This is a genomic window from Anaerolineaceae bacterium oral taxon 439 (assembly GCA_001717545.1).
Lineage (GTDB): Bacteria > Chloroflexota > Anaerolineae > Anaerolineales > Anaerolineaceae > Flexilinea.
Window position 1 is genome coordinate 1,904,366 of the sequence record CP017039.1, and the last position, 18,327, is coordinate 1,922,692.

Annotated in this window: 16 protein-coding genes; all 16 read right to left on the reverse strand. The window is 46.0% G+C overall.

The annotated features are described in order from the left end of the window. Positions 1–26 precede the first annotated feature (26 nt). Positions 27–500, reverse strand: coding sequence for a hypothetical protein (locus BEQ56_08560; GenBank protein AOH43523.1), 474 nt, complete (start codon positions 498–500; stop codon positions 27–29). A 36-nt stretch (positions 501–536) separates the two neighbouring features. Then, positions 537–953: a hypothetical protein gene (locus BEQ56_08565; protein ID AOH43524.1), complete on the reverse strand. Its 417-nt coding sequence runs from the start codon at positions 951–953 to the stop codon at positions 537–539. Positions 954–959: 6 nt separating this feature from the next. Then, positions 960–2,003: a hypothetical protein gene (locus BEQ56_08570; protein AOH44472.1), complete on the reverse strand. Its 1,044-nt coding sequence runs from the start codon at positions 2,001–2,003 to the stop codon at positions 960–962. Positions 2,004–2,042: 39 nt separating this feature from the next. Then, on the reverse strand, positions 2,043–2,807 hold the full coding sequence (locus tag BEQ56_08575; GenBank protein AOH43525.1) for a fructose-bisphosphate aldolase: 765 nt from the start codon (positions 2,805–2,807) through the stop codon (positions 2,043–2,045). Between the two features lie 140 nt (positions 2,808–2,947). Next, a complete protein-coding gene (locus tag BEQ56_08580; protein ID AOH43526.1) occupies positions 2,948–4,600 on the reverse strand; it encodes a hypothetical protein in 1,653 nt (550 codons plus the stop codon). Between the two features lie 53 nt (positions 4,601–4,653). Further along, positions 4,654–5,982, reverse strand: coding sequence for a hypothetical protein (locus BEQ56_08585; GenBank protein ID AOH43527.1), 1,329 nt, complete (start codon positions 5,980–5,982; stop codon positions 4,654–4,656). Positions 5,983–6,118: 136 nt separating this feature from the next. Beyond that, positions 6,119–7,429 carry a hypothetical protein gene (locus BEQ56_08590; GenBank protein AOH43528.1) on the reverse strand — a complete coding sequence of 437 codons (1,311 nt, stop codon included), beginning with the start codon at positions 7,427–7,429 and terminating at the stop codon, positions 6,119–6,121. 48 nt (positions 7,430–7,477) lie between these two features. Further along, positions 7,478–8,677 carry a hypothetical protein gene (locus tag BEQ56_08595; protein ID AOH43529.1) on the reverse strand — a complete coding sequence of 400 codons (1,200 nt, stop codon included), beginning with the start codon at positions 8,675–8,677 and terminating at the stop codon, positions 7,478–7,480. After that, complete coding sequence (locus tag BEQ56_08600; protein AOH43530.1) at positions 8,664–9,263, reverse strand: hypothetical protein; 600 nt, start codon at positions 9,261–9,263, stop codon at positions 8,664–8,666. Before BEQ56_08600 ends, BEQ56_08595 begins: the two co-directional genes overlap by 14 nt. Next, complete coding sequence (locus tag BEQ56_08605) at positions 9,260–10,144, reverse strand: hypothetical protein (protein ID AOH43531.1); 885 nt, start codon at positions 10,142–10,144, stop codon at positions 9,260–9,262. Before BEQ56_08605 ends, BEQ56_08600 begins: the two co-directional genes overlap by 4 nt. Positions 10,145–10,156: 12 nt before the next feature. Beyond that, positions 10,157–12,523 carry a carbon monoxide dehydrogenase gene (locus tag BEQ56_08610; protein AOH44473.1) on the reverse strand — a complete coding sequence of 789 codons (2,367 nt, stop codon included), beginning with the start codon at positions 12,521–12,523 and terminating at the stop codon, positions 10,157–10,159. 33 nt (positions 12,524–12,556) lie between these two features. Next, a complete protein-coding gene (locus BEQ56_08615) occupies positions 12,557–13,768 on the reverse strand; it encodes a peptidase (protein ID AOH44474.1) in 1,212 nt (403 codons plus the stop codon). Positions 13,769–13,896: 128 nt separating this feature from the next. Beyond that, entirely contained in the window at positions 13,897–14,562 is a 666-nt protein-coding gene (locus BEQ56_08620) for an NAD(FAD)-dependent dehydrogenase (GenBank protein AOH43532.1), read from the reverse strand. Between the two features lie 25 nt (positions 14,563–14,587). Beyond that, the gene (locus tag BEQ56_08625) at positions 14,588–16,093 is read right to left on the reverse strand and encodes a hypothetical protein (GenBank protein ID AOH43533.1); all 1,506 of its coding nucleotides are present in this window, start codon (positions 16,091–16,093) and stop codon (positions 14,588–14,590) included. Between the two features lie 63 nt (positions 16,094–16,156). After that, positions 16,157–17,200 carry a hypothetical protein gene (locus tag BEQ56_08630; GenBank protein AOH43534.1) on the reverse strand — a complete coding sequence of 348 codons (1,044 nt, stop codon included), beginning with the start codon at positions 17,198–17,200 and terminating at the stop codon, positions 16,157–16,159. 248 nt (positions 17,201–17,448) lie between these two features. Further along, the gene (locus tag BEQ56_08635) at positions 17,449–18,315 is read right to left on the reverse strand and encodes a hypothetical protein (GenBank protein ID AOH43535.1); all 867 of its coding nucleotides are present in this window, start codon (positions 18,313–18,315) and stop codon (positions 17,449–17,451) included. Positions 18,316–18,327 lie beyond the last annotated feature (12 nt).

An 18,327-nucleotide genomic window follows, 5' to 3' on the forward strand; every position in this document is an offset into this window, starting at 1 on the left:
ATTTTCTCCTTTTAATTAATGGCCAATCAGAACTTCAAATTATCCAGATTGACAGCTTTTTCATCAGGGAACACTTGCAAATACACTCTTGTCCCCATTCTTTGAAGCTCTTTTAATTGATCCAACTCCTCCGGCGATACCTGAGTACTCCGCATAATCGGCTTACGATTCGCTCCCTGCCCCATATTCCCAACATTCAGTTCTTTAATTTCCACTCCGGATTTCGCTAAATTAAGCATCGTGCCCGGTGTTTTCGCCAAAACGATCGTCCTCGTACGCTCAGGCTCAGCTTTGATAGCTTGAATCGCATCTTCCATTGTTAGGATCTGAACTTCATAATCAGACGGAACGGCCATTTTCATAATAGAGCAAAGCATTTCATTTTTTGCAGTTTCATCATCAATACAAATAATATTTGTAGATTTGTACACCTTGCTCCATGCTGTCATGACCTGCCCATGGATCAACCGATCATCGATTCTATATAAGACTACCCCCATATCTGCCTCCTTTTTCACTAACACTCAAAACAAAACCTATTCCATTGACTTCGATTTTTGTATCCCGAACGAAACGTTGTCAACAATACCATCCTTACCGCTTTGGATTGCATTTTTAACAACTTCCGCGCTATCACACTCCTTTCTGGTCGATAATACTTCCAGCAACAGAGGCAAGTTAACACCGGAAATACAAGCTGAACCATATTTCACAACCGACATGAGCGCCGCATTAAAAGGAGTCCCATTTCGAAGATCGGTCAGAATAAGAACATTCTCCGCTTCTCCGGTCTCCTGAATAACTCGGCTGATTTTTTCGGTAAAGATTTCCAAAGACTCTCCTGGGTAGAGACCTAAGACATAAAGCTTTTCCTGATTCCCCAAGATCATTTCCGCCGCCTCGCGAAGGCCGGAGGCGTACGATCCGTGACTGGCTAAAAGCACGTGCATCATCTTGTCTTATCCCGCGCTGCCATTCAAATGAATCAGGACCCGGAACGTTTCCATGCTGAGCGCCCGGTTAAAAGCAGTTTCCGCATCAACCATATCATACTTTTCCGAAAGCAATGGATGCACGTCAATCAGCTTTTTACCCAGAAGCTGCGTTGCCTGCCAGAAAGCTTTAATAGTGGGGCTATAGGAACCGGTGATGACCTTCTCGCTGTAATGGATTCCGTTTGGACTGAATGGAATATCATTTCTGGGATGGAAAGACCCATAGTAAACAAGTCTTCCCCTGTCAGCAAGGATTTTAATATAGTCGCCAGCCAGATTTAAATTGTTTACCGTAAAAATAACCGCATGCGGTCCCCGCGATTCGGTCAACCTCCGAATTTCCGTCTCGGCGTCTTTCTCAACCGGGTTGAAAACATCATGAGCGCCTATCGATAAGGCAACTTCGCGCCTTCTTTCGTCAGGCTCAGCCAATATCACTCTTGCGCCAGACAGTTTTGCTAAAAGAACATGCAGCTGCCCCATAATTCCGCCGCCAACAATGACGACATCTTCTCCAAAACTCAACTTTGCCTGTTCCATACTATGCAGACAGCAGGCGAGCGGCTCTGCAAAAGCCGCGGCTTCAAGATCCACATGGCGCCCTGGAAGTTTAAAGATCCGATCGGACGATATCGCAATATACTCAGCCATTCCGCCCGAACCCGGAATTCCATCGTAAATTCGTTTCTTCTTTTTTCCTTTGCAAAGGTTATCCATCCCCCTGCGGCAATATTCGCATTGACCGCAGCTGTCAAACGTTTTCACAACACAGGGATCACCCACCTGAAGATCGCAGATCGTATTCTCCGGAATATAGGCGACTTCGCCCGATACTTCGTGACCGGGGACAAAAGGCAGCGGGACATCCTCCCCTTTAAAAATTCTCTGTTCCCAGGTACAAATCATACAATGGCGCAAACGAATTAATACCTCGCCGGCTTCCGGAACGGGCGCCGTCAGTTCACGAACCTCTGCGGCGCCTGCTTTCGGAATCACAATAGCTTTCATCTTATCAGGAATCATTTTCTTCTCCCAACCAGTCCAATCTCAAAGCTGAATCTCAGAGGCCTTTGCTCCATGATGAACAAGGTCTGCCAGGGCTTTTACAACCTTCTCTGGATTTTCATGGTTCCATACGTTCCGTCCAATCGCAACGCCCGCGGCTCCGACTGAACAGGCTTCTTCGATACAGGTAAAGAGACCACCTAATTCTTTGCTTTTAGCGCCGCCGAGGATAACGACCGGCGCATAAGCAGCCTTAATGATACGCGCATACTCTTCCGGAGTACCCGCGTAGCTCGTTTTAATAATATCGGCCCCATATTCACAGCCAGTCCTGGCAGAGAGCACCAGATTGTCAATATTCCACGGTATTTTTCCGCTGAAACCGCCGGGGAGCATTTCCGCCATAACCGGGAACCCCCATTCATGCGCGGAAGTCGTAATTTTCGCCAGATTTTTCAGGCTCTTCTCTTCTCCCGCTGAACCGGGGAAACCCATGCACGCAACGGCGTCCGCCCCAATCTTGATCGCGTCTTCAACTCTAAACAACAATTCAGGTTCGCATCCAGGGCCTAAACAGGAATTGCCGCCATCCAAGCGCACAATCAACGCAATATCCTGCAGAAGATCGGCATAACGTTTAGCGACGCCATAAGTCGTCAGGAGCGCATCCGCGCCGCCGCGCACAATTGCCGTTAGAATTTTTTCCATATTATCAAGAGCTGGATTAACCGGCAGCCCCATACCATGATCCATTGCAACAATAACAGTTTTCTTATCTTCTCTAAAGATACGATTCAAACGTTTCATATATCTGCTCCTTGGAAACCAAGTATTTGTTAACTTATAATACAAGAGTCCGCCCAGCAGGTCAACGTAAAAAAATAACAACAAACCCGCTTTTTTTTGTGAAACAACACTAAACAGATGTAATAAAAAGACTGGCTGAGCTATGCCTGATAATCTTCAGAAGATTTTCCAAAAAGCCGCTTTAATTCAAATGCAAGCCGAAGGTTGAATTGAGCCTCGCCGGAACGAATTGAAAAACCAAGAATCCTCTCAATTCGTTCCAGACGATAAGTAATCGTATTATAGTGAGTAAATAAAGCTTCCGCTGTTTCTTTAACGCTTGAGTTATTCATCAAATAAGTGTATAAAGTCTGGCATAATTGCGACCTCTGGTTCTTGTCATACTGGACAAGAGGGTCAAGAAACCGTTTCACATATCTGCCCGCGGTTTTACATTTTCTTAATGGGAATAGGATTGAAAGCGTACCAAGATCCTTTTCCTGAATCAGACTTCTCTGAATATCGCAAATACGCGAAATCTCAGCTATCGTCAGTGCCTGCTGATACAGTTCAGGAATATCCGAAAGATTTCCCGGATCTGAAACGCACATACGGAAGCGATCCGTGTTCAACGCTGTGGATAACTGCGCCTTCAAGCTGGCGAGAATAACCTGCGGAGGGAGCTCCGCCGCTTCATCAAATAAAATAATCGTCAACTTCCCTGCATAGGTCGTATAGAGCCAACGCTCTTGAATATTATCATGACCGTTGCTCAATTCCTCCGAAGAAAAAGATGAATACTGTAAATACTCCGAAGTCTCAAAATAATCGACTACAATAATCCAATATGTTTTATCTGTGGGCAAGTACAGATCATGCGTCCGGGCCGAGAAAGAAATATCCGAGCCGCTGCCGTATTTCCCAGTTAAGCAATTGATAATAAACTTGTCTTCATATTTCTTTTGAAGCCGCCTGATTTCCGTCATATTCTGATACTCAAGTGTCAGAATTCGTCCGACTCTTTCCAACGCAGAAATTTTTGACCAATTCAAAGGAATATCTTGAATGACTGCAATTGAATAAGCCTCTTCCTCCAGCCTGTAGACAGGCAACAGAATCATACGCATTCTCTGATCCTGGTATGGAATAATAAATCCATGGGAATCCGGATGAGAGCTTTGAAGATCTTCGGCCAAGCTATCCTCCGCTATCTTTTTTTTTCGCAGCAATTTTTCCATCTCTTTATAAATACGAGAACGGATCAGCTGAACGCCTCGATCACCGAATTGATCAAGAAAAAGACGCGTAGACTCACTGAAGTATAAGCCGTGCCCCTTATGAACAAATATTATTTTATGCTCAAGGATTCTTTCGATTCCTGCTAATTTTTCATCGATTTTACCAGGACGTTGGAGCGCTTCAATTAATTCTTCAGTACATAACTGAAGCTGTTTAAAATGATCCGCTTTTTTGCGCAAAAGCGTACTGGTAATATCATATATGATATTACTAAAAATTGACGATAGAGGCAGCTTGATAAGAGCGAAATTCTCCTGATTACAGAGATCAAGCACCTTTGGCGGAACTACGAAATTTTTACTCGTTTTGATACATAGCGCCGCAGCGTTTTGCTTCGCAAGGCTTTGAACCGCTGATAGAAGCGTCATAGGACCACCTCGAAAAGGGTAATCCGTCACAATTACGACTTCGTTTTCGCTCGCCCAGTTCCCTAAATCAGGCATATCAATCACTGTAGCGCCGTCAACCGGATGACTTAATCCGTCTTGTCCCGCTATTACGTAGCTTTCTTTCATTGAATCCAGCGCAAGAAGGCTTTCTACAGTTAGTCCTTCCAAATTATGCCCCTTTATTTGCAGGTTTTTTGCTGTTCCCAAAGTTCATGGCTCATCAATTTGAGTTGCTGCAATGTTGTCCGCCTCATTTGGTCGTTATTTTTATCGCTGTTATAGACCATATTTCCAGCAATAAAAACATGCTTTATGAACTCTTTCTTCCCATATACAACAATCTGATCATAAATATTATCCCTGGTGATCTCGGTTGGCCAAAGATCGGCCATGACGATAAAATCTGCCGCCGCGCCTTCATTCAACGTTCCGCCATGATATCCCATGCACCTGGCGCCCATCTCCGTCGCCATCTTGAAAACCAACCTGGCAGGCATGACGGTAGTTGATTCTAAATGCGCTTTATGAATCAGAAACGCAGCGCGCATAACGGAAAAGAAATCGTTTACATACCCATCGCTTCCCAGTCCAACGGGAATCCCTGCATCGAGCATTTTAGGAACAGGGGCTATACCGCCGCCCACCTCACAGTTACTGATCGGCATATGCGAAACGCAGGTATTCGTTTTCGCTAACAGTTCAATTTCCTTCTCGTTCACCTTGACGCATTGGGACGCCAGAGTCCGATCGTATAGTGCGCCCAACCGGCAGTAAAGCTCTGCGGGCAGGACCTGGCGCCGGGACTTCAGAACATCAGGCTCAAACGAGCTCTCTGAAAGGTGAAAATGGAAAATTGCGTCTTCCCCTTTCGCCGTCATCACAGCTTCTTCAATAAAAGAATCGCTGCAGCTAAAGGTCGTATGCGCGCTGACCGCGCCTCGAATCAGGCGGGAGTTTTCCTGAAAATAGCGGATCGCGCCCTTGTTTTCAGAAAGACATCTCCTCCCATTGTCCGACGAAATGCGTTCAGAAGACTCAAGCGAAACAATCGCTCTCATCCCCATTTTCTCAAGAACCTTACCCTGTTCGATGAGAACGCCCTCTTCAGCCAGCGGCGCTTCAAGAACATCGAAAATCGAAACCACGCCCGATTCCAATGATTCCATTGCTGTATAAAACGTCGTAGCCAACACATGTTTAAGTGACACTTTGTTTTCCATATCCGGCCACCAATAATCTTCAAGAAAAGATTCGAAATTCCGGATCGTTATCTTGGGCGTCATACCATGAGAAAGGACGCCATATTGATGCATATGCGAATTGACGAAACCAGGGCAAACGACCTGATCCCGATAATCGAAAATCTCGTATTGATTTTCCTTCGCCAGACGCAGGATTTCATCGTTCGGCAGAACCTGATTTATTTTTCCCCCAGCAAACAAAAAACCATGCTCGCTCTCCGCGCAAGCAGAATCAACCACAAGCCAGCCAGCCAACACCGCAAACATGATTTACCACTCCTCCTTTTATAATACCTCAGAGAAAAGCCGCACAGAATCTATATATTCTCCACTCATATGTATATGAGGCGTTTATGTGAGATTTGCTCATCCATATCCTCCATAAGCTATCGCGAAACCTCGTTCATAAGATCGAAGTCAGTTTTCGCCGCAGGTATTTCCCCCGCCTGCCATACTGGACGCCATTATTAATCACGAACGAACCGGATGCCATGACTTTTTCAATCTTAACCTGAACTTCCGTATCCTGATAAATCGATTGATCCTGATTCGAGTGATTGGGCAGCTTATACCGCGCGCACGAATCATCAAAAAAAACAAGATCTGCATCGCTATCGATTTGCAGGCTGCCCTTCTGAGGATAAAGGCCATGCAAAACAGCTGGATTTCTGGTATAGCGTTCGATGACTTCTTCACCAAATAGCTGATACATCAATATAAAAGAATGCTCTACGCCGCCTACACCCATCGGCATTTCAGATATTTTTTTATTCTTCTTTTCATATGTCATAAATGGACAATGATCGGTTGCAAAAACAGAAAGCAAACGCCAATTCTCCTTGAGTATTCTCTGCTCCGCTAATGATTTTAAAGGAGGCGTCATGCTATAGCGAAAAGCTTCTGAACCTTGATAGACAGAGTCATCAAAATAAAAGTAATGCGGAGCTGACTCAAGAAAAAGTCTCCTGTTCAGAATATCTCCATACTCAGCGGAAAGTCTTTGAATCGTCGTTCCGCTGCTGACATGGACAATATAAGCGTTTCCCTGATGTTTCCGGACAAATTCCGCAATCTTCAATACCTGCGCTACCTCAACCTCTGCTGGCCTTGCTTTACTTAGTTGCGCAATCTCTTGTAGATCAAAACGAATCAGATCGTCATCCTCCGCGTGACATAATATGCGAATATCGTTCTCAGCGGAGCGCCTGATCATTTTTTCAACAGTTTCGTCGGAAGAATAGGCGGCAGGTTTATACGTTGTATATAGCTTAATCGTAGGCGATCCAATCGTAAGCGCCGCGCTGGCAATATCCCCTGCCGTATCCTGCAGCTCACAGATCGCTGCGTGAAAACTATAATCGACGATGCTGTTTTGAGCTAATTTTCTTTTCCGCTCAAATTCCTTTTGAATCCCCTCGCCTGTCGGTCTTTCATCAAGGAAATCAATATAGGTCGTGACTCCACCCCAGGCGGCCGCTATACTGCCGCTATAAAAATCGTCAGCAGAAGTATACGGACCGCTTCCCATCGCAAGGTGAACATGCGGATCGATGATTCCGGGAATAATCTTGAGCCCATCTGCATCAACATGCTTCACCGCAGGAAGGAGCTCGTCGCTGATATTCGCAATCCGGCCAGCCGTAACATAAAGGTTCGTCTGCACCCATTGCCTATCGAGATATGCCTTTCCCCCGCAAATTCTTAAGTCGTACATTTTTCTCCTTCAGCCAATTTCTCATTATCGTTTTTCCTATGCGAATTTTCAACTTTCCCGAATCTCCCGATCAAAATCCGCGGACAAAGCTGCTTTCTTTCTCTCCCTGTCAGACTGCTCCGCCCAGGCTGCTGTAAGCGCACCGGTTGGGCATATATCAACGCACATACCGCAATCACGGCAGCGTTTTGAATCGACCTGCATCTGAGGGAAATCCAACTTGCGCGCGTCGTAGCAGCAGACCTGCTCGCAGCGTTTGCATTGAATACATTTGGGAGAACCGTCTGCTTTATAAGGTTCAAAGTGGAAGTCGTAATGCCTGATCCGCTCGGTTCCCGGAAAATTACTCAAAGCGGCCCGATATGCCGACTGAATATCGGGATATCCTAATACATCAAGCATTTTAATCAACTGATGATTCAGCTGACGGATGAATTCCACACCCTTAAGAATACCGGCTGAGCAGATTCCCGTGCCCATCGCGCCGGCCATGACATATTCCAAAGCGTTTTCAGCCGACATGATTCCCCCTGATCCATAGATATTCTTATAATCAGGGAAACGCATGGCGATCTCAGCTACAATCCTAAGAGCAATCGGTCGTATCGCTTCGCCCGTCAACCAGCCATAACCATCATTTCCAAACATAACTGGTCGCGCTTTACGAATGTCGATCTTCAGAACTGGGCCAATCGAATCGATCGCACAGATCCCATCCGCGCCATGCTCGATACACTTTTTAGCCGATTCAATCGGATCGTCCCAGTTCCCCGACAATTTGCAGATAACGGGAATGCTGACATGCGCCTTTGTAAAATCCAACATCGGAAGCAAAGTCTCTTCACGATAAGAAACCAGTTCGATCATATGCGAACCGGCTTTTTCGACCTCCCCAACAATGGCTTTTGCTTCCTTTAACGTATGCCCCACACTGGCAATAACTGTAGCGCCTGAAGCAACTGTCCGGGGAATTTCGACTTCACACCACTGTTCGGACGGAATATCAGCCCATTTCTCAGCATTCAGCAAACTATTTTGACCAAATCTGGCGATATGCCCTATCGGATTTATAGCAGGACTTAGCCGTATCGTCTTCGTAACGACAGCGCCCGCGCCAGCCTGATGCCCTTTGATCATTCCCTCGGCGCTGTAGCATAACGGTCCGGAAGTTAAAATAAAGGGACTTTGCAGCTTCCGCTTACAAAACTCGATCTCAATCCGATTTCCGTTAACTTCATTGTCCTTCATTTCCCTTCCCTCCAGAAAGTTCGCATACTTCAGGCTTACTAAAAGGTTCCCAAGGTAACGGCCTGCCGCCGGAATCGGAGACCATACCCCTATCCCTTCTCTCAGGCTCAGCTTGATTCGCATGCTGAGCTACATCATAGATAGCGTCTATGATTTGCTTATAACCCGTACAACGACAGAGATTCCCCGATAACGCAGTTTTGATCTCGTCGTAGGTCGGGTTGGGATTTTCCTTCAGCAGCGCGGTCGCGCTCATCACAAACCCTGGCGTACAAAATCCGCACTGAATCGCCTGATGCTCTATGATTGCCCGCTGCACAGGGCTTAGAGAGTCCGGAGAAGATATCCCTTCAATCGTCACCACTTCGCGCCCCTCACAGCTGCCGATCAACATCAGACAGGAAGTTACGGCTTTATTATCCACAATAACCGTACAAGCACCGCACTCGCCCACAGAACATCCTTCTTTAGTACCCGTCAGATGAAAATCATCACGCAGTACATCCAGAAGCCTTCGGTTAGCTTTTGTCAATACTGTCACGTCTTCACCGTTCAGCCGGAAACGAACTTCAATTTTTTCACTCATGATTGGTCCTCCGCGTCATAAACAGCCGCGCACAGCGCACGTTCAGCCAAAACAGTCAAGGCTGGCTCTTTATATGCAGAAGACCATCTCCTGCCATTCTCCTCCAGCATCTGCTCAGAGACCTGAGCTGCCGTCTTGCTGATCAGGGCTCTGGACGGCTTCTGCCCGCAAAGCAAGCGTTCCGCCCGCTGATAGCGCTTCACACGTCTCCCGACACACCCAGGAACAATCATGGCGTTTTGTATACTGCCGTCCCGTTGAAAATCAAGAACCACGGCTACGGAAAGTCTCGATATGGCGAGAGCTCTCCTTCTCCCCAGCTTCACGAATGACGATCTTTCGCTCGGCAATAATTTCCGGACTTCAACCGCTATTACAAACTCCCCTGCATCAAGTCTCGGGACACCCATATCATCGTAAAAATCAGAAAGGCGCATCCTTCGTTCACACTTATACCCATGAATCAGCAGTTCAGCATCCCCAGCCAGCAAAGGAGGCAGAGGATCGGATGCCGGCGATGCATTACAGATAGCACCGCCAACAGTTCCCATATTCCTGATCTGAGGAGATCCCACTAATGAGCAAGCTTTTGATAAAAAAGGAAAGTACTGACGAACAAGAGAAGAACACTCAATCATCGTATGCGTACATAAAGCGCCTATCCTTAATGCATTTCCAACGTCCTCAATTCGAGACAATTCCGCCTGAAAAGGATGCAGATCGACGACGGCTTCCAGCTCATCCCACCGCCTGTTTTTTTCATGCAGCTGAACCAAAAGATCCGTCCCGCCAGCGAGAATACAGGCATGTGGATGATGAACAAACAGCACCCGGCTGACCTCTTCCAAATTTTGAGCTTTGATAAAAGTGAAATCTTTCATTCTGGCCTGAGATTATTTAATGGGTTTCCTCAATTTCCGTCCTAACAGAATCGTCTCCAAATCACATGGATTCTCTCTGACCCGGCGGCCGGTAGCGTTGTAAACCGCATTGGCAATCGCCGCGGCAACCCCTTCCGTTGCGGGCTCGCCAACGCTCTTAGCCCCATAAGCGCCGTTCGGATCCTCGCATTCAAAAATATTAACCTTCATTTCCGGAATATCCATCGCGGTAGGGATCAGGTAAGTATCGAGATTTTCAGATGTAACTTTTCCGCGATCCAGCGTTACTTCTTCCATAACGCCATAGCCCTGACCCATTACAATACCACCAAAAACCTGTCCTTGAATTAATGCCGGATTGATAGCCGTACCGACATCATGGCTAGACGTTACTTTTTGAACCTCGACGTAACCCGTCCGCATATCCACTTCAACTTCCGCAACAATACAACCATAAGCAAAAGTCGGGAAAGCTTTCCCCTGTCCGGTTTCATGGTCCTGCGTCATATCATCCGGCTGAAACCAGTTATAAACTGAAAGCTGACGCCCTGCCCAAAGACAAGGGAGCGTTACCTCCTGAATATCAAATTTAACGCCCGGATATCGCGTAAAATAAAACATACTGTTTTGTAGTTCGATATCGTCAACTGTAAAATCCTGATATGTGAGCGAACAATGGGGAAGTCCTGTTTCTTCCTCAACTTTTCTTAAAGACAGGAGTTTCATATCGTATGCATGACGGATCAGGAGTTTTTTCATCTCCTGCCCCGCGCGTTTAACGGACTGAGAGCCCATTATTGTACCGCGAGAAGCAACGGTCATGCCGCAGTCCGGAATAGAATGGCTGTCAACTCCGTAAAAAGAAATACTATCAAATTTCAATCCGGATGCTTCTGCTGCAATTTGGACAAATGCGGTTTTTAATCCCTGACCATTTTCCGCCAACCCTGAATTAATCGTTGCGGAACCGTCTTCATTAACGATGAAAAAACAGCCGCCTGCGTCGGGCGATTCTCCGCCAAGGCCACAGCCCCGATGAGTAATCGCCATTCCGATTCCTTTTTTATATTCAGCGTCCGCTTCCTGCCGCATGTAAGCGTCGCGTTTTCTCCGATAATCCGTCTGACGCAGCGTATAATCCATCACTTCCTGTAAAATGACATGCTGAACCTGATCATTCGTTGCGGTAAAAGAACCGTCCTTCAAGCAGTTAACTCGCCTGAGCTCATCTTCCGGCATACCGAGTTCCTCAGCCAATTCATCGATCAGCTGCTCCTGGGCAAAAATAAGCGAAGGAGAGCTGTACCCGCGCATCGCTCCGGAATGAATGTTATTGGTAAACACGCCGAACGTATCCGTTTTTACATGTTCCACTTCATATGGACCAACCGAATGAACGTTCGCGCGCCAGTTCATAAACTGCGTTTGATTATTGTAAGCCCCTGAATTGTCAATTTGCTGACCTTCGAAAGCTACGATTTTCCCGCTTTTCTTCGCCCCGATTTTATATCTTAGGATAAAAGGATGCCTTTTAGCGCTTTCAAGCAGCGAATCCTCACGGCTAAAAACCATTTTAACGGGTTTATTTGTCAGACGCGCCAAGTATGCAGCTCTCGCTGCGACCAAACCAACCACTTCTTCTTTACCCCCGAAAGACCCGCCCAGGACGTCCTGAACCAGACGCACCCTGTTCAGCGGTATTTGCAGAATATCCGCTACGTATCGCCTGGTAAAGAAAGGATTCTGCGCAGACGCATGCACCGTCATGCGCCCTTCGTTTGCCTGATAGTACGCGACGGCCGCTTCCGGTTCCATATATGCATGTTCAACATATTGCGTTCGATATTCACGTTCGAGAATGACGTCTGCCTCCGCAAAGCCCTTTTCGATATTGCCCTTTCTGATATGAAAAACTGATTCCGAAAATATATTATCCTGATATTCTTCGTGAACAAGAGGCGCGCCAACTTCAAGCGCCTCCTCAACCGTAAAAACAGCTGGCAAAATCTCATAATCCACGCTGATCTTTTGCAGCGCAAGATCCACAATTTCTTGAGTATCCCCAGCGACCATGGCTACACAGTCGCCGACGTAACGTACGCGCTCCGTCAAATACATATAGTTAGACCAGCTCTTACATTTGGGCAGATCTCGAAACGTAACGACCGCCCTTACGCCGGGAATACGCTCAGCACGGCTCGAGTCAATCGACTTGACGCTTGCGCTGGGAAATGGACTTCTCAAAACACCGGCATAGATCATATCCGGGAGATATACGTCGGCGGCATATACAGCCCGACCGGTAACCTTTTCAACACCATCCTTTCTGGGCAGCGAGCGGTTTAGAACCTGATATTTTTTATCTCCTAATAAGGGCATGATCATCGTCTCCGAGTCATTACAGCCTGATTCCTACAATTTTTTACACTGCGCTGCCAGGAAAAGAGGAAAAGCGGAATAGAACTGAATCGCCTTAAAAAGTTCGGGCAGAGGTACTTGATCATCTGTCGTATGGCAAAGCGGTTCGTCGCCAGCGCCAAAACCAATCGCTGGAATTCCCATCCGACCGCAAAGATGCGTCCCATTCGTGCAGAAATCCCATTTCGTAACAACCGGTTCTTTCTCAAACAGAGCTCGATAAGTCTGGACCCCGGCCTGTACGATTGGCGCGTCCTCCTCCATTACCCAAGACGGGAAATAATCCGTACAATCAATTTTATAACCAGTATAAGTCTTGACCACTTCGTTATCGATCTCAACTTTAATTCCCTCAATCCCTGCGCAGAGAGAACTGACCTCGTCAATCAATTCCTGCTCGGTCTCGCCGCAGGAAATACGCCGGTCGCAGGTGATAACCGCTTCGCCTGGAATCGTATTGAGAGAAGGAGCTTTGCATTCAACATTCGTAACTTCTATAGTACCTTTTCCTAAAAAATCGTCATCAACAAAATCATCATGCTCATCAATTCTTTTGATAATCGGAAGTGCTTTCACCAGCGCGTTGTCACCGCGCCAGGCCGCCGACGCATGGGCGCATTTACCCGGAACAGTGATGCGGATCAAGGCCCTGCCTTTATGCCCGCGCATAATCCTTCCGTTGCTTGCTTCCGCGACCAGGATATAGTCCGGTTTAATATCCGGATTCTCTTTCATCATCGCTGATACGCAGGAACCTTCCACGTCCTCTTCTGAAATAGAGCCGGATATCCAGAGAGTAAAGTCTTTATCCAGTGCTAACTTTTTTAGGATTCGCCCCGCGTACGTAATTCCAATCAGGCAACTCTTATCGTCTACGGCGCCCCTCCCATATAAAACCTGATTCTCAATCGTCGCTGAAAGCGGTGGGAACCGCCAGTCTCCCGGATTGCCCAAGTCAACGGTGTCAATATGCGCGTCATACAATACAACCGTTTTACCAGACCCGATTCTCCCGAGAACATTTCCGACGGCGTCCACTCTTACCTCGTCAAAATCAAAGTTGCGCATTTTCGCAGATAGAAACTTGACCGCTTCGTCCTCGTTATAGGTAACGCTTTCAATTCGAACCAACTCTTGAAGATCGCGAACAATCTCGTCTTCCCAGTCTTTTACCTGTTTAACGATCGAAAGTAAGTTTGCAGACATGTTCATAGTTCCACCCCATTTCGATTTTTATTTTCTTGCAACAAACAATAAATCTGTCAATACACCGATTTCATTGCACACATCTTCGTAAGTGTACCACCGCCTTATTTTTACGAATTTTACAGCTGTCAATCAAGCGCAATCCTCGATCCGTTTTGCCGAGACAAGGCTTCCTGTCCCAAAACGCTGATAACAGCAGCTTTAGAGATCGCTTTAGCCAACCGATGAAGCGTTTCCAACCCAACAATATCTTCTATTGCGCCCTGAGATTTTTTATCCTGACTCCATATACTGCCACCCAGGTAGCAGCTGCCGCCACCGCCGGTTACAAGCATCCCATTCATCAAATAAAAACTGATCATCGGATACTTTGCCGTTTCCACTCCGCCATAACGAGTACCGCCTGTCGTGATGGCCGCGCCGACTTTATTTTCTAAAACACCCGAATGAACCATGTAAATCGGTCGCATCCGATTCAAAACAGCAGACAATTGCGCTGAAATATTCATGTCATAAACAGGAGAAGCCATAATTATCGCGTCAGCGGCAAGGATTTTCTGTTCAATTTCCTGATGATCGTCTTGAATAACACACATGGAACGAGCCCGGAGGCAAGCGTCGCAATGAACGCAGGGACTGATTTTTTTACCGGACACTGTCCAGAAATCTACCGTAAAGACATCTGAAACCGACAAAATATCGTCCAAAACGGTTCTAAGAGCAAGTTCAGTCGCTCCATCCCTGCGCGGACTTCCACAAATACCCAGTATCTTGATTTTTCTCATCTGCCCCATGCTCTCTTACAATAATAATGTTCGGTTATGCTCCTCTGCCTGCCATCCACAATCCGATTTGCTCGATATTCGCTTCTTTTGGGGTTGTTTCGGCGATCATCCTCCCTTCATACATAACGCCGAATCGATCCGATAAGGACATAATTTCCTCCAGCTCGGTTGAAATCAGTATAACAGCGCACCCTTGATCCCGATGGCAGATGAGATGTTTTCGGATCAATTCGCTTGCGCCAATGTCCACACCGCGTGTCGGATGTGCCGCGATGAGAAAGCGCGGTCTTTTATCCAGCTCTCGTGCTACAACTAATTTTTGCTGATTCCCTCCTGAAAGTGTCGCCAATGCGACATCTTCGCTGGGAGCTTTTACGTTATACTTTTTAATCAGCTCTCCGCTATACAGATGTTCCTTCTTCCAATTAATCGAATTTCTGGTAGAAGAGAATTCGTCCGTCTTGTAGTTGTAAAAAGAAGTATTTTCAAAAACAAAAAATTGACTGATGACCCCCATGTTTAAGCGATCTTCAGGAATATGCCCGATCGTTTTACGAAATATTTCATTCGTACTCGCATGAGTAATATCCTGACCGCAAAAAATAACCTGTCCAGAATCTTTGGGAATGATTGATAAAAGGGCTTTAACCATTTCAGACTGCCCATTGCCGTCAACACCCGCAATCCCATATATCTCGTTATTGAACACGGAAAAAGATAAGTCATTTACGACATTTTTCTTATAAGCCGTCGTCACACAAAGATTTCTAACCTCAATTATTTTTTTATCTCGACATGCGTTGTTTTCACTATGCGCAAATACGATATCTCTGCCGACCATGTGCCTTGCAAGTTCTTTCTCATTAGTATCCGCTTTTCTGGAACTCCAAACCGATTTACCACCTCTTAATACGGTAACTCGATCTGCAATTTCCATAATCTCATTCAATTTATGAGAAATGAAAACAACAGAGGTTCCAGCTTCATTTAGCTGGTGGATGATCTTGAAAAGTTCTTTTGTTTCCTGAGGCGTCAGTACAGCCGTCGGCTCGTCCAAGACCAGGATCTTACATGAATCATAGAGCGCCTTCAGAATCTCAACCCGCTGCTGCTGACCAACGGACAAGTCTTTCACAACAGCGGCAGGATTAACCTCCAAACCAAATTTCGCGGAAAGATTTTTGATTCTTTGGCTTGCTTTTCGCGTATTAATCAGCGGCGTCCGACAGGTGCATAGAATAATATTCTCGACGACAGTCAGAGCAGGAACTAACATGAAATGTTGATGAACCATACCAACCCCGAGAGCTCTCGCATCTCGGGGCTGTCGAATGTTAACTTGCTGCCCATCAAGAATAATTTGACCACTGTCCGGCTTTAAAACACCATACAGGATGTTCATCAGCGTGCTTTTTCCTGCCCCGTTTTCGCCAAGAATTGCATGCGTCTCACCTTTTTTAATATCGAGGCAAACATTATCGTTAGCAGTAAGTGTATTGAACTTTATCGTAATATTCTTTAGTTGCAATATAGGATCCATCTGAATTGTCCTTCTTGCGCCCATCCAAGCCTAAGATCGATAGGCAAGAATTATTATTTTATATTATTCAAGAACATACTTAACTTCAATTTCACCGTTTTTAATTTTGCCGATAACGTCCATCAGAAGGTCTTGAACATCCTGCGGCACATCCGAACTAAAGTCCGTGAGCCAAACTGAACCCTCTTTGACCCCAAACACATAGGCTTTAGCTTCCAGCCGCCCTTCAAACCCAAGCTCCGCAACTTGCTCAATAGCGCCTGGCAAATCAATAATTGCGCTGGTTAAAGTTTGATCAGGGGCTAAAGCCTTTTGATCGCCATAAACCCCGATAATTCGCAGGTCCTTATGCTCTTTTACGTATTCAAACGCGCCGATACCAGCCTGATCCGCATTCGGCGCAATAATATCAGCTCCCTGCTGGACCATTGCCGCGGTCAACTCTTTAAGCTGCGCTGTATCCGAAGAAGAACCCGTATAGCTGCTCAACACTTTGATTTCAGGATCAATGTACTCAACGCCCTGCCTAAAACCGGTCGCATAGCGAATAATTCCCGGAATTTCCAGTCCGCAAGGCACAGCTACTACTTTCGTTTTTGTCATTTTTGCGGCCAAAACACCGGCCAGAAATCCCGCGTCGCTGCTATTGGTATCCATCGCAAAAACGTTGGGGGCCTCATATTCAATCGTACTGGTTACCGCAAACATTGTTTTTGGGAAATCGGCCGCAACAGCTTTAGCCGGATCTAAAAATTCAAAACCATGTCCTATAATAAGGTCGTAACCTTTACCGGCATATCCTCGATAAACAGCCTCATAATCAGACGTTTTAACATTTTCAGAGTATGCGGTTTCAAAGCCAGCCTGCTTAATTAATTCCAGTCCCTGAAAAGCTGTCGCGTTCCATCCTTCATCGTTAATCGTACCAGGAAGAACCAAAGCAACTTTGTATTGGGAATGATCGGTCATCTCGATCGCTTCTCCCGGCTTTTCTTTGTCCGCCTCAGCCGTTTCACTATTATTCACTGACTGTCCGCACGCAGCTAAAAATAAAACACAGACGACCGCCAAAAGCACAAAAACGATTACATTCTTCTTTTTAAACATAGCACGACTCCTTTTTCTTTTGCTTTATACGTTCAATCCTATTTTTCGCGATTCTCAATTAACGATATCACAAGCAATACAGATTTGATTTACACATATATCCCACTGGCTGGAACATTTACCTAAGACCGCCTCCTCTTATAGTCTTAATATCATGCCAACACCACGCAGCGACAGAATATACAAAAAGGATCCAGTTACACGTATTTCGTCATAAGCCCCTCCTATCAGCGAGCAAAGCGAGCAAATTAACTAAATTTAACATATTTTTTACCCAAAGAGGAAGGATCCTTAGAGTTTGCTCCTGAAATAATAACCGCTATGATCGTAATAACGTAGGGAATAATGCGGATAATGGGCGCAGGAAATTTTGTAATACTTGCTTGTAAATTATACTGGAGTGCATTACTTGCACCAAACATTAAAGAAGCAAGAAGAACGCCTGCCGGTTTATACTGCCCCAATGAAACCGCTGCGAGCGCGATATAACCACGTCCGCCAGTCATTAATTCAGAAAAACTATTCATATGGGCCATCGAGAGCGAACAACCACCAAGACCAATAATCATTGAACCGATAAGAACAGCAATCAGCTGCACCCGGTAAACATCAATCCCCGCAATATCAACAGCGATTGGATATTCGCCCGCCGCACGGATCCGGAGACCAAGATTTGTATGATACAGAAAAAAGTAAAGGGCAAAAACGAGTATCAACGCAATAAAGGTCATGACGGAAACGCCTGAAAATACAGGACGAAACCCCTGAATTGAAGATTGCGACCCAGAGCCAAACGCTTGTCTCGATAAAGTAGTAGTCATTCCTTCAGCAAGAAGATTCAGAGCAACGCCAACAACAACCTGGTTGCCTTTCCAGTAAACCGTCATCAAGCCAAACAGAAGACCAAGAACAGCAAGAATAATAAGAGCTGCGAGGATTCCGAAGCCGGTATATCCGGTTAAGTAGGTTCCCAGAACACCAAAAAACGCGCCCACCAACATCATCCCCTCAGCCCCAATATTAATTACACCGCCTAACTGCATGATAAGAATCCCAAGTGCGACAAAAAGAATAGAAGTGCTGTCGCGAAATATGACGGTCATAAAATTCCACATGAATAAGCTCCT